Below are 13674 nucleotides of genomic sequence, written 5' to 3' on the forward strand. Positions count from 1 at the left end.
AGGTCAGTGGAGGACGGGAGCTAATAACAAACAATGTTAGCACGCGCTCCAGCCTTGCTTTATCGGCCTGATGGCTATGCTGGCGCACCACCGTTGAAGGAGACAGGCCCGCTCCGGGCACCCGCAAGATTTCGACCCCATCGTTGTGCCGTCGCGCCGCACCGCCTTTCACGCACGGTCGTTCGCGCGCCGAACGGCATCCTGCGGGATGATGCATCGCAGTACCTGCGCCGCTCGTGCGCTGTGTTCTTGTTGTAGCAGTCCATTTCTCTTAGACCCTGGCTTCCCTGAGGAAACCCATCGTGACGTCTTCCGGATCGGCGCGCCCTGCCCGCCGCAACACTGCATCGCTCAACGGTTCTGCGGGTGCGCCCGTAGTTGTCCCTACCGCACCGGCCACGTCCAGCGCATTGTCCAAACGCGGCGCCGCCGACCCGGCCAGGCCCAGGCAGGCCAGCAAAGCAGCCAAGGCGGACAAGCCGGCTAAAGGCAAGGCGGCAGACAAGGCGTCCAGCGCCGTGAAAACCGGCAAGCCCACGAAAAACCCAGGCAGCAAGGCCGCCGGCAACGGCACGGCAGCGACGGTGCTGCACGCGGTGTCGGAAACAAGCGCGCCCGCGCCGAAAGCCGGCAGCCGCACGCGCGAGGACAAAGACCAGCCGCTCTTCCAGGACATCCGCTATCTGGGACGCCTGCTCGGCGACGTGGTGCGCGAGCAGGAAGGCGACGCGGTATTCGAAGTAGTCGAGACGATCCGTCAGACCGCTGTGCGGTTTCGCCGCGAAGACGACAGCAGCGCAGCACAGACGCTCGAAAAGAAACTGCGCTCGCTGAGCCCCGAGCAGACCGTGAGCGTCGTGCGGGCGTTCAGCTATTTTTCGCATCTGGCGAACATCGCCGAAGACCGCCATCGCAATCGCCGCCACCGCATCCATGCGCTGGCCGGCTCGGCTGCGCAGTCCGGCACGATCGCCTATGCGCTCGAACGGCTGATGGAGGCGAACGCCGCCGCCACGCCGGTCCTGCAGCAGTTCTTCAACGACGCGCTGATCGTGCCGGTACTCACCGCCCACCCGACCGAAGTGCAGCGCAAGAGCATCCTCGACGCGCAGCACGACATCGCCCGCCTGCTTGCCGAACGCGATCAGCAGCTCACCGACCGCGAACGTGCGCACAACGAAGCAATGCTGCGCGCCCGCGTCACCTCGCTATGGCAAACGCGGATGCTGCGCGATGCGCGCCTGACGGTGGCCGACGAAATCGAGAACGCGCTGTCGTACTACCGCGCCACCTTCCTCGAGGAAATCCCCGCCCTGTATGCCGATATCGAAGCGGCGCTCGCCGAGCACGGTCTCGATGCGCGTCTGCCGGCGTTCTTCCAGATGGGCAGCTGGATTGGCGGCGATCGCGACGGCAACCCGAACGTCAGCGCCGCGACGCTCGAAGAAGCCATCACGCGCCAGGCCGCGGTGATCTTCGAACATTACCTGGAGCAGGTGCACAAGCTCGGCGCCGAACTGTCGGTGTCGAACCTGCTGACGGGCGCGAGCGATGCGCTCAAGGAACTGGCGGCCGCGTCGCCGGACCAGTCGCCGCATCGCGTCGACGAGCCGTATCGCCGGGCGCTGATCGGCATCTATACGCGGCTCGCGGCCAGCGCGCGGGTGCGGCTCGGCGAAGGCGCGGTGCCGTTGCGCAGCGCCGGCCGCGGCGCGGCGCCGGTGCGCGCCCAACCCTACGAGGACGCCGACGCGTTCGCCCGCGACCTGCATGTGCTGATCGATTCGCTCGCCGAGCACCATGGCGCGTCGCTGGCAAGCCCGCGCCTGTCGCCGCTCGCGCGCGCCGCCGAAGTGTTCGGCTTCCACCTCGCGAGCATCGACTTGCGGCAAAGCTCGGACATCCACGAAGCGGTGATCGCCGAATTGCTCAAGCGCGCCGGTGTCGAAGAGGATTACGCGGGACTGTCCGAAGCCGACAAGCTGCGCGTGCTGCTCGACGAACTCGCGCAGCCGCGCCTGTTGCGCTCGCCCTACCTGGCGTACTCGGAGCTCGTGAAAAGCGAACTCGGCGTGCTCGAAGCCGCTCGCGTGACGCGCGAAAAATTCGGCGCGCGGGCCGTGCGCAACTACATCATCTCGCACACGGAAACCGTGAGCGATCTGGTTGAAGTGATGCTGCTGCAAAAGGAAACCGGCCTGCTGCATGGGCTGCTCGGCGACGCACATCACCCGGCCAAGGCCGGGCTCATGGTGATCCCGCTGTTCGAGACGATCCCCGACCTGCAAAACGCGCCGCACATCATGCGCGATCTGATCGCACTGCCAGGCGTCGACTCGCTGATCGAACATCAGGGCGGCGAGCAGGAAGTCATGCTCGGCTACTCGGACAGCAACAAGGACGGCGGCTTCCTCACCTCGAACTGGGAGCTGTACCGCGCCGAACTCGCGCTGGTGTCGCTCTTCAACGAACGCGGCGTGACGCTGCGGCTGTTCCATGGCCGCGGCGGCACAGTGGGACGCGGAGGCGGCCCGACCTATCAGGCCATCCTGTCGCAACCGCCGGGCACGGTGGACGGCCAGATTCGCCTGACCGAACAGGGCGAGGTAATTGCCAGCAAGTTCGGCAATCCGGAAATCGGCCGGCGCAACCTTGAAACCGTAGTCGCCGCCACCCTCGAAGCGTCGCTGCTGCCGCACGGCAACACGCCCGCGCAACTGCCGGTCTTCGAGGAAACCATGCAGCAACTGTCCGACGCGGCGATGGCGTCGTACCGCGCGCTGGTCTACGAAACGCCGGGTTTCAAGGAGTATTTCTTCGAATCGACACCGATCTCGGAGATCGCCGAACTGAACATCGGCAGCCGTCCGGCCTCGCGCAAGCTGCAGGACCCGAAGCAGCGCAGGATCGAAGATCTGCGCGCCATTCCATGGGGCTTCTCGTGGGGCCAATGCCGCCTGTTGCTGACCGGCTGGTACGGCTTCGGCAGCGCGGTGGCCGCCCATCTGGACAGCGCGCCTTCCGATGCCGAGCGGGCCCGTCGTCTGTCGCTGCTGAAGAAGATGCACAAGACCTGGCCGTTCTTCGCGAACCTGCTGTCGAACATGGACATGGTGCTGGCCAAGACCGACCTCGCGGTCGCCTCGCGCTACGCCGCGCTCGTCACCGACAAGAAACTGCGCAAGCATGTGTTCGAGCGCATCGTCGCGGAATGGGAGCGCACATCCAAGGTGCTGTCGGAGATCACCGGCAAGACCGAACGGCTCGCGGACAACCCGCTGCTTGCGCGTTCGATCAAGAACCGCTTCCCGTACCTCGATCCGTTGAATCACTTGCAGGTGGAACTGCTCAAGCGTCACCGTGCGGGCGAGACAAACGTCCGCCTGAACCGTGGGATTCATCTGACCATCAATGGCATCGCGGCGGGCTTGCGGAATACGGGTTGAGGCCGGCGAATCGACACTGGTGGCGAGCCGGCGGTGGACGGCCGGCTCGCCGGATCCGCGTTGATAGATGACTGAGCGGGATACTCGAAGCGCTCCGTACTGCACAGCAATACGGGGCGCTTTGTTTTGTGCGCCCGTCCACCACGTGCGTCTGCAGCCACGCTGCAGACGCAGCGTGCGCATGCACGCTTCCTGCCGCTACAATGGAGCCCAGTTTGTACCAGTACAGGCCGAGCAATTATTCTGGTATCGCCAACACCCCCTTTACCGACACGATGAGCACGCCGTCCCCCACCGATTCCGCCCCGCCTCCGCTCGATGCGACGCCTGCCCATGCGCTAGGCGACTTCATCCGCGCGCACCGCGAGCGGCTCTCACCGCAGGCAGTGGGTTTGCCGCCCGGCCCGCGCCGGCGCACGCCGGGTCTGCGGCGTGAGGAAGTCGCGCAGTTGTGCGGCGTCAGTCCCACCTGGTACACGTGGATCGAGCAAGGACGGCCGGTTTCGGCCTCTGCCGATGCGCTGGCCCGGATCGCCGTCGCGCTGCAACTGTCGCGTGCCGAGCGCGCCTATCTGTTCGAACTGGCGGCCCAACGCGACCCGGCCGAGCCCGACCCGGCCGCCGCCGATGCCCCCGCGACGCTGCTCGAAACCGTGCAACTGGTGAACGCTCCGGCTTATGTGCTGGACCGGCAGTGGAACGCGCTGGCGTGGAACGAGCGCGCGGCGGACCTGTTCGTAGGCTGGCTCGACGGCGACCACGACCGCAACCTGCTGCGCTTCACCTTTACGGAGCCGACGGCGCGCGAACTGATCGTCGACTGGGAAACGCGCGCGCGGCGGCTCGCCGCCGAGTTTCGCGCCGACTCGATCCGGCACCTGACGGACGCGCCTACGCGCGGCCTGATCGACACGCTGACGGGCACGAGCGACGCGTTCGCCCGCTTCTGGGCGTCGCAGGATGTGGGCGAGCGCGAAGGCGGCCGGCGCGAATTCAACCATCCGCGCGACGGACGGGTCGTGTTCGACCAGATCACATTCAAGCCGGCGCACCGGGAAGACCTGAAGCTGGTGGTGCTGGTGCGGGAGTAGCGGCGCGCTTGCAGGGCCGCCTATCGGTCGTCTGCAGGCCCGCTTATGCCGTGGCGACGCGGCGCTCACCTGGCCGGTTGCTCCCGGATGTTAAAATCGTTGTCTTGTTCGCATCGGCGACGTCTGCACAGCCGATGGCCTCTTCACTGCACGTTCACTGCCCCAACACCATGACGTCCCAACTGCACAAAAAAGGCGAAGCCTGGTCGGCTCGCTTCTCGGAGCCGATGTCGGAGCTTGTCAAACGCTACACGTCGTCGGTTTTCTTCGACAAGCGACTGGCGCTCGTCGACATCGAGGGCTCGCTCGCGCACGCCGCGATGCTGGCTGCGCAGAAGATCATCGGCGCCGACGACCTGGCGGCCATCCAGCGCGGCATGGCGCAGATCAAGGGCGAAATCGAGCGTGGCGAGTTCGAGTGGCAACTCGATCTGGAAGACGTGCACCTGAACATCGAAGCGCGCCTGACGGCGCTGATCGGCAACGCGGGCAAGCGCCTGCACACGGGCCGTTCGCGCAACGACCAGGTGGCGACGGACATCCGCCTGTGGCTGCGCGGCGAGATCGACCGGATTATCGGCTTGCTGAAGGACCTGCGCAGTGCGCTGATCGATCTGGCCGAACAGAACGCCGAAACGATCATGCCGGGCTTTACGCATCTGCAGGTGGCGCAGCCCGTGACGTTCGGCCATCACCTGCTGGCGTACGTGGAAATGTTCACGCGCGACGCCGAGCGCATGCGCGACTGCCGCACCCGCGTGAACCGCCTGCCGCTGGGCGCGGCGGCGCTGGCCGGCACGAGCTACCCGATCGACCGCCATGCGGTGGCGAAGACGCTGGGCTTCGACGGCATCTGCGCAAATTCTCTGGACGCGGTATCGGATCGCGACTTTGCGATTGAATTCACGGCGGCGTCGGCGCTGGTGATGACGCACGTGTCGCGTTTCTCGGAAGAACTGGTGCTATGGATGAGCCCGCGGGTGGGCTTCATCGATCTGGCGGACCGTTTCTGCACCGGCTCGTCGATCATGCCGCAAAAGAAGAACCCGGATGTGCCGGAACTGGCGCGCGGCAAGACCGGCCGCGTGAACGGGCATTTGATGGCGTTGCTGACGTTGATGAAGGGTCAGCCGCTGGCGTACAACAAGGACAATCAGGAAGACAAGGAACCGCTGTTCGATACCGTGGATACGGTGGCGGATACGTTGCGGATTTTTGCGGAGATGGCGGCGGGGATTACGGTGAAGCCGCAGGCGATGCGGGCTGCGGCGCTGCAGGGGTTCTCCACGGCTACCGATCTGGCCGATTATCTGGTCAAGCGTGGCTTGCCGTTCCGCGACGCGCATGAGGCGGTAGCGCACGCCGTGCGGATCTGCGTGGACCGCAATTGCGATCTGGCCGACCTGACGCTCGACGAAATGCGCACCGAACTGCCGAACGTCGCGCATCTGATCGGCGACGACGTGTTCGATTATCTGACGCTCGAAGGATCGGTGGCGAGCCGCAATCATCCGGGTGGCACGGCTCCCGAGCAGGTACTGAAGGCGGTCGAGGCAGCGCGCGCAAACCTGGCGTAACGCCAGACGCCTGATACCTGACACCTGACACCTGACACCTGAGCCCAGGCATGATCGTCCGCCCCCATCTGCATTGGTTCCGCATGCTGCTCGCGTGGCGCGGCTCGGTGCTGCCGCAACTGTTGCCGCGGCTGTTCCTGATCTTCCTGATCTCGCTCGGCGCGGTGGCGGTGCACGATCACGTCCTGAAGATCACGATCAGTCTCAGTACCGCGCCGTTTTCGCTGATTGGCATTGCGCTCGCCGTGTTTCTCGGCTTTCGCAATAACGCGAGCTATGACCGCTACTGGGAAGCCCGCAAGCTGTGGGGCGAGCTGCTCAACGACACGCGCTCGCTCGCCCGCCAGGCACTGACACTGCCCCGCAACGGCACACCGAGCGCGGAAGAAGTGCGTGAAATCATGCAGGTGCTCTGCACACTGCCGCATGCGCTGCGCCATCAGTTGCGCCATTCCGATCCTCGTGCGGACCTCGCCGCACGCCTTCCCGCAGCGCTCGTCGAACGCGTGATGGCCTCGCGCTACCGCCCCGCCACGCTGATGATGTGGCTCGGCGAGTGGGTGCAACGCCGCGTACGCGAAGAAGCGCTCGATGGCTGGGGGGTGCTCGCATTCGACCGCAATCTGGACACGCTCTCGGATGTGATTGGCGGTTGTGAACGGATCGCCTCGACGCCGCTGCCATTCGCGTATTCGGTGATGATTCACCGCACGGTCTATTTCTTCTGCGCGACTCTGCCGTTCGGCCTCGTCGACAGCATCGGCATTTTCACGCCGGTCTTCTCGGTGTTCGTCGCCTATGCATTCATGGCCCACGAAGCGATCGCCTCGCAGATCGAAGACCCGTTCGGCACCGAAGACAATGATCTCGCGCTCAACACGATGTGCGCGGCGATCGAAGACGCCACGCGCGATCTGCTCGCGGAGCCGGGCGTCGAGGTTGCCAGCGCCACCCAACGCGACTTCGTGCTCGACTGAAGCGCGCCGCGGCGTCCTTGCGTACACCGCGGCGCGAGCAGCTTAGCGCTGTCTCAGTCGAGCCTGGCTATCAGGTCTTGCCTAGATCGAGCCATACCTTGTCGTTGCCGTCCGCCGAGGTGCTGGTGCAAGCAGGATCACCCGGCTCGTTATCCGCTGCGGTCCACCATTTCGCACGGTACCGGTGCAGTCCTTGCCCGTTGTAATCGTGTGTGACCTCGGAGTCGCCCGGATAGCTTTGCGGCAACCAGGTACCACTGCTGCCGCTCGCGTGCACTGTCACCGTGACCGACGCGACAGACTGCGCCCCATCGCCACCGTGGCCGGTCACCGTGAGCTGCACCGGATAGTCGGTGTCCTTCGCGACCGCTGGCGCCGTGACCTGGATGCTGACCTGGCTGGAGCCGTCGAACGGCAGCCCCGGCGCGGACCATTTGTACACCAACGGCTCGGGCCCGCTCGAATCGGCGCCCGAGAGGCTCAATGGGCCGCCGCTTTCAACCTTCGCCTTGCCGGTGATCACCGCTTGCACCGACGTGCCGGCCGAGGGCATCGCCTCAAGGTAAATCGCCTCGTCAGACTTCGCCGAGCCGTCGCTGACCGAGAGCTGGATCCGGTAGTCGGTGGGCTTGTCCACCGATGGCACCACGGCGCTGACCGTCGCTTCCGCCGAACCGTCGAACGCGAGTTGCGGTGCACTCCATGCATACGTCAGCGGATCGCCGTCCGGGTCGAACGAAGCGGCGCCCGACACCTGGAACGGCGTGCCCGACGCTAGCTGCACCGTCAACAGCGCGACAGGCGGTTGTCCACCCTTTGTCTTCGCGCGCAGGCTGACCGAGGCGGCGTTGCGCTTGCCGTGGCCGTCGTCCACAGTCAGTGTCACGGTGTAACTGGCGCCTGCGCCGTTCACCGGCACGATACCCTCGACCTCGGCCACGGTCGCGCCGTCGAACGGCAGTCCCGGTGCCGACCACAGGTACGTCAACGTGTCGCCATCCGGATCGCTCGAACGCTTGCCGGTGAACTGGACCGTGTCGCCTTCGAACGCCTCGAGCGGGCCGTCGATCGCAGCGACCGGCGGCCTGTTGGCGCCGCCCACGTTCACGCCCTCGAAGTAGAACGGCGCCATATCGATGGCCTGCTTGACCAGTTGATTGCCGAGCCCCTCGCGGGCGGCATTGGCGAGCACGCCGTTGTCCATCTCGATGGTCCAGGTGAAGAGCCCCGCGAGACCACGCCTGCGTACATACTCGCCCTTCGCTTTGACCGAGCGCGGCGTGTCGACCGAGAGGAAGAGTTTCGTCTGCGGGTTGTACAGATAGTCGGCATCGGCCGTCTGATCGGTGTAGACGTTGAAGCCATTGATACCCGTCTGGTGCTCCAGATCGAGGTAGTTATAGATCAGGTCATACCATTCCGTGGTGCCGGATTCGAAACTGCCGGTGGTCGTACCGCTGCCAGGCGTGTAGGTGCCGGTGAGCGGCGACCAGTTGCTGATTTCGGCATTGCGCGCGCTGCGACTGTAAGCCGCATATCCGAGCACGACCCGACCGAGCGGCACGCCGGTCTGCTCGAGATAGTCGAGCGCGGCATCGATGCTGAACTCATCGGCGTTGTCCGGATGACCTGGATGCAGGTTCGTGTGATGCGCAAGCGCCGGCGCCCACGGTGTACCGAAGAAATCATAGGTCATCAGGTTGATGCGATACACGCCGGCATCGAGCATCCCCTTCAGGTCGGCCTTCTGCATCTTTTTCACCGCGGCCGATGCGGCAATGCTGATCAACACGTCGGCACGGCCCCCGGTATCGAGCGCCTGCCTCAGTTCCTGAACGAGCGCCTTGAAGTTTGGCGTGTCGCTGTCGGTGTAGGTATTGCCGGCATTGCCTTCTGCGCCCGGATATTCCCAGTCGAGATCGATCTCCCCGAACATCGGGAACCGTTTGAAAATATCGAGAATGCTGGAGATCAACGTACGACGGCGCTCCGCCGACGCCACGACCCAGTGAAACGCCTCGCTCATCGTCCAGCCGCCGATGCTGAACGAGAGCACGAGTTTCGGATTCTTCTCCTTCAGCTTGCGCAAGCCGCCCAACACACCCTGCGCTGTCTTCTGATCGAACAACATCTTGTAGTCGTTGCTGACCCAGCCAGGGAAGCCGCAATTGCGGTACGAAGCGACATCGCCCCAGGCATCGACGAAGGTCGCCTCATCGTTCTTGCGAGCGAAGTCGCTCGCGGCCCGATTGATCGTCTGCTGCTTTTCGCCCTTGTCGCCGACGATGCCTGCAAAGCCGAGCACGAGCTTGTCGTACGCGTTCGGATCGAGCAGCATCAGATCGATGCCGCGGCCGCATTGATCGTCGGCGAACAGGCCGTCATACCGGCCGTCGTACTGCGACCAGTCTGTGTAGTAGCCGAACACCGTCAGGTCATTCGACGCATAGCGGTTATACACGCGCTTCGCGACACGGCCCGAGGTATAGCTGAACTTCTCCACCTCGGTGGCGGCCTTGTAGCCGTTCTGCTGGTACTTCTGTTCCGTCGCGCCCTGGGCACCGGCCTGGTCGCCAGGATCGCCGTCATAGACAAGCTTGCTGTTTGCCCGTTGTGCCTGCAAGGGCGTTGTGCCGGCAACGACTTCGTTGAAAAGTCTCATAAAAACCTCGTAGATGAGTCAGTGGACGTCGCTCAATCACAGCGTGTTCTGCAATTGAAACGACGCACTCATCCTCGTCGGCCGAAGCGGTGCGGAACATGGAAAACACATGGAAAAACGCCTGTCCAGGGCGAACCTATATGGAAAGTCGGGTGTCCTATTCGCCGCAGAAGTTATTTCTGCGAGCCTGCCATGGCTCCATTGGTACACAGTCCCTTCTCTGCTACGTTACGTGCCAGTTGACGACGTGAGAGCACTCCATGGAAAAAAACTGCAACATCGTCCGGTTCGATTGGCAGCATGAACGTGTCACGCGTGGCGACATCACGGCCCGGGTCTCAGGCCAGGAGAAAGTCGCGTTACGTCTCATGGTGGAACATGCACCCGCCTTGTGCACAAGAGAACAACTGATGGGCGCGATCTGGGGACAGCGTGCAGCGCTCATGGACGAGCTCTATCTGACGCAACTGGTCTACCGGCTGCGTAAATCGCTGCGGCCGCTCAATCTGGGCGACCATATCGAAACCCTGCCGCGCGCCGGTTATCGATTCGTGCCGTCCGGCCTGTCCTGCAAGATTGAAGAGGCCGCCGCGGCCCCATTGCCGGAGCAGATCGATCCGCCGTTGATCGACGCCGCTCGCGGCGCCCCGCGCCTATGGCCCGCGGCACGGTGGCGGCAATCGACCCGTTGCGCCGGCAGGATGTCATGGTGTGCGAACCGACGCATGACCCTGCGTGTCGTGGCCCTCATCGGTGCAGTGCTCGTTGGGTCGACTGTGCTCGTCGTCGGGCTGAAACACGTGCGGTCCGACCGTCGCCTCGTCGCCGCAGCGGAAGAAGGCCGCCGCCTTGTTGCCGCAGTGGAGTCCGGGGGTGCGCAACAGTCCCCCGTCCCTGGGTTCAGGCGCTGCCGACAGTCTCCGACAAGCGCTTTAACGTCGCCACCCGCGCACCGATGATATCGACCCGTCCGGATTCATCGGTCACCGCACTCGCAGCAACCAGGTAAGCAGTCCACGCCCGTTGCGCCCGCACGAGAGCAGGACGGGCACGCGCCGGCATCTTCGCCAGCAAACGGCGGTAGTAACGGTTCATATCGAAGGTCGCGTGTTCGCACAGCGCATCTGCGTTGCAGGGACGTGGACGAACCGGAGCGGCCGCGCCGGTCGCCGCACCGGCCACCGCGCTGCGCAGGGCCAGCGCGCGGTCGCGCACTGGCTGCAGTTGCATGTCGGCCTCGGCCAACTGGTACATCGTGCCTTGCCGGGTCGCGAAGACCGCGTCGAGCAAGGGCGCCTGCGCATCGCGCGATGCCTGCCAGCGCGCCTGTGCGTCTTCCCACGGCTTATGCCGCGCCGGCGGCAGCTTCGCCAGCAGTTGCTGCCATGCCGTGTTCAGTGCGGCCTGCCAGCCGAAGCGGGCCGTCTCCATGCACTGCAATTGCCCGGCAGTCGACGACATGTCGCTGCGCGCCAGACACGCGCGCATCGCCGCGTCGATCGGATCGGCCGCGGCCACTTCGGCGCGCGCGCTGGACGTCACCGTCGACGCCATCGTCAGCACCACGGCGGCGGCCAACAGCCAGGCGCCGCCGATCCGTTGCAACCGTGCCATCTTCAGCCGCGCACGCAATCGACGAAGTACTCGATGCGGCCGTTGATCGTCTCGCCCACCAGCCCGTGGATATCCGTATGGAAGCCCGGGAAGCGTTCGTTGAACTCACGCGCGAAGCGCAGGTAGTTGACGATCGTCTTGTTGAAGCGCTCGCCCGGAATCAGCAGCGGGATGCCCGGCGGATACGGCGTGAGCAGAATCGACGTGACGCGGCCTTCGAGTTCGTCGATCGGTACCCGGTCGATCTCGCGGTGCGCGAGCTTGGCGAACGCGTCGGACGGCTTCATGGCCGGCTCCATGCTCGACAGGTACATCTCGGTGGTCAGGCGGGCAATGTCGTTGGCGCGGTAGACCATGTGGATCTGCTGGCACAGATCGCGCAGACCCACGCGCTCGTACATCGGATGATGCGAGACGAACTCCGGCAACACGCGCCACAGCGGCTGGTTGTTGTCGTAATCGTCCTTGAACTGCTGCAGCTCGGTCACCATCGAGTTCCAGCGGCCCTTCGTAATGCCGATCGTGAACATGATGAAGAACGAATACAAGCCGGTCTTCTCGACGATGATGCCGTGCTCGGCCAGGTACTTCGTGACGATCGCCGCCGGAATGCCGGTCTGACCGAAACCGCCGTCCATGTCCAGACCCGGCGTGACGATGGTCGCCTTGATCGGGTCGAGCATGTTGAAGCCTTCGGCGAGCGGGCCGAAGCCGTGCCACGCGTCGTTCGGGCGCAGCATCCAGTCTTCGCGCGAACCGATGCCCTCTTCCGCAAACGCCTCCGGCCCCCACACCTTGAAGAACCAGTCGTCGACGTATTCGTCGTCGACCTTGCGCATCGCGCGGCGGAAATCGAGCGCCTCGGCGATCGACTCCTCCACCAGCGCGGTGCCGCCCGGCGCTTCCATCATCGCCGCGGCCACGTCGCACGAGGCGATGATGGCGTACTGCGGGCTCGTCGAAGTGTGCATCAGATACGCTTCGTTGAAGCGGTGCTTGTCGAAGCGGCTGTTCTTCGAGTCCTGCACGACGATCTGCGACGCCTGCGAAATGCCGGCCAGCAGCTTGTGCGTCGAGTGCGTCGCGAACACCAGCGCGCCGATGCGCGGACGGCCCGCGCCGATCGCATGCATGTCCTGATAGAACTCGTGGAACTCGGCGTGCGGCAGCCACGCTTCGTCGAAGTGCAGCGTGTCGAGCCAGTCGCCGAGCATCTCCTTGATCATTTCGACGTTGTAGATCACGCCGTCGTAGGTACTCTGCGTAATGGTCAGGATGCGCGGCTTGAGATCCGGATTCTTCGCCAGTGCTTCGCGGGCGAACGGATTCGCGAGGATCTTCTTCTTGATGTTCTCCGGCTCGAACTCGCTGCGCGGAATCGGGCCGATGATGCCGAAGTTGTTGCGCGTCGGCGTGAGGAACACCGGAATCGAGCCGGTCATCGTGATGGCGTGCAGGATCGACTTGTGGCAATTGCGGTCCACCAGCACGATGTCGCCCGGCGCCACCGTGCCGTGCCAGACGATCTTGTTCGAAGTCGACGTGCCGTTGGTCACGAAGAACACGTGGTCGGCGCTGAAAATGCGCGCGGCGTTGCGCTCGGACGCGGCCACCGGGCCGGTGTGATCGAGCAGTTGGCCGAGTTCGTCGACGGCATTGCACACGTCCGCGCGCAGCATGTTCTCGCCGAAGAACTGGTGGAACATCTGGCCAAGCGGGCTCTTCAGGAACGCCACGCCGCCCGAGTGCCCCGGGCAGTGCCACGAATAGGAGCCTTCGTCCGCGTACTGCACCAGTTCCTTGAAGAACGGCGGCGCGAGCGAATCCAGGTACACCTTGGTCTCGCGGATGATATGGCGCGCGACGAACTCCGGCGTGTCCTCGAACATGTGGATGAAGCCGTGCAGCTCGCGCAGGATGTCGTTGGGCAGGTGGCGCGAGGTACGCGTTTCGCCGTACAGGAAGATCGGAATGTCGGCGTTGCGGCGGCGCACTTCGGTCACGAACGCGCGCAGGGCGACGATCGCGGCGGCCAGCTCGGGCGTCTCGCCCTCGACCGCGACGTTGTCGACATACGGCAGCAGTTCATCGTCGTCGATCGACAGGATGAAGCACGACGCACGGCTCGACTGCTGCGCGAAGGAGGTCAGATCGCCATAGCTCGTCAGCCCGAGCACTTCCGCGCCTTCTTTCTCGATTGCTTCGGCGAGAGCCCGGATGCCGGAACCCGAGATGTTCTCGGAGCGGAAATCTTCGTCAATGATGACGACGGGAAAACGAAACTTCATGGGCGATTCTCCAAAAGGA

General features: G+C 64.5%; 8 protein-coding genes. 5 read left to right on the plus strand and 3 right to left on the minus strand.

What is annotated here, in order from left to right:
• The first annotated feature begins 302 nt into the window (after positions 1-302).
• From ppc to P3T42_RS20760, 4 genes are all read left to right on the plus strand, one after another.
• On the plus strand, positions 303-3446 hold the full coding sequence (ppc, locus tag P3T42_RS20745; RefSeq protein WP_074302062.1) for a phosphoenolpyruvate carboxylase: 3144 nt from the start codon (positions 303-305) through the stop codon (positions 3444-3446).
• A 275-nt stretch (positions 3447-3721) separates the two neighbouring features.
• Positions 3722-4537 (plus strand): helix-turn-helix transcriptional regulator, encoded by an 816-nt coding sequence (locus tag P3T42_RS20750; RefSeq protein WP_074302738.1) that lies wholly within the window; start codon positions 3722-3724, stop codon positions 4535-4537.
• A 170-nt stretch (positions 4538-4707) separates the two neighbouring features.
• A complete protein-coding gene (argH, locus tag P3T42_RS20755; RefSeq protein ID WP_074302063.1) occupies positions 4708-6114 on the plus strand; it encodes an argininosuccinate lyase in 1407 nt (468 codons plus the stop codon).
• Between the two features lie 50 nt (positions 6115-6164).
• A complete protein-coding gene (locus P3T42_RS20760; protein ID WP_429307096.1) occupies positions 6165-7091 on the plus strand; it encodes a bestrophin family protein in 927 nt (308 codons plus the stop codon).
• Between the two features lie 70 nt (positions 7092-7161).
• Here P3T42_RS20760 and P3T42_RS20765 read toward each other — a convergent pair whose 3' ends face one another.
• Positions 7162-9753 (minus strand): glycosyl hydrolase family 18 protein, encoded by a 2592-nt coding sequence (locus tag P3T42_RS20765; RefSeq protein WP_429307097.1) that lies wholly within the window; start codon positions 9751-9753, stop codon positions 7162-7164.
• Between the two features lie 260 nt (positions 9754-10013).
• Between P3T42_RS20765 and P3T42_RS20770 the strand changes: the two genes are divergently transcribed.
• A complete protein-coding gene (locus tag P3T42_RS20770; protein WP_429307098.1) occupies positions 10014-10712 on the plus strand; it encodes a winged helix-turn-helix domain-containing protein in 699 nt (232 codons plus the stop codon).
• Here the strand turns inward: P3T42_RS20770 and P3T42_RS20775 are convergent.
• Both P3T42_RS20775 and P3T42_RS20780 read right to left on the minus strand, forming a co-directional pair.
• The gene (locus tag P3T42_RS20775) at positions 10654-11367 is read right to left on the minus strand and encodes a lysozyme inhibitor LprI family protein (protein WP_429307099.1); all 714 of its coding nucleotides are present in this window, start codon (positions 11365-11367) and stop codon (positions 10654-10656) included. The genes P3T42_RS20770 and P3T42_RS20775 overlap by 59 nt on opposite strands.
• Before the next feature lie 2 nt (positions 11368-11369).
• Positions 11370-13655, minus strand: a complete 2286-nt coding sequence (locus P3T42_RS20780) for an Orn/Lys/Arg decarboxylase N-terminal domain-containing protein (RefSeq protein ID WP_429307100.1) — start codon at positions 13653-13655, stop codon at positions 11370-11372.
• Positions 13656-13674: the final 19 nt, after the last annotated feature.

Source organism: Paraburkholderia sp. GAS38, from assembly GCF_050434965.1.
GTDB lineage: Bacteria > Pseudomonadota > Gammaproteobacteria > Burkholderiales > Burkholderiaceae > Paraburkholderia > Paraburkholderia phenazinium_A.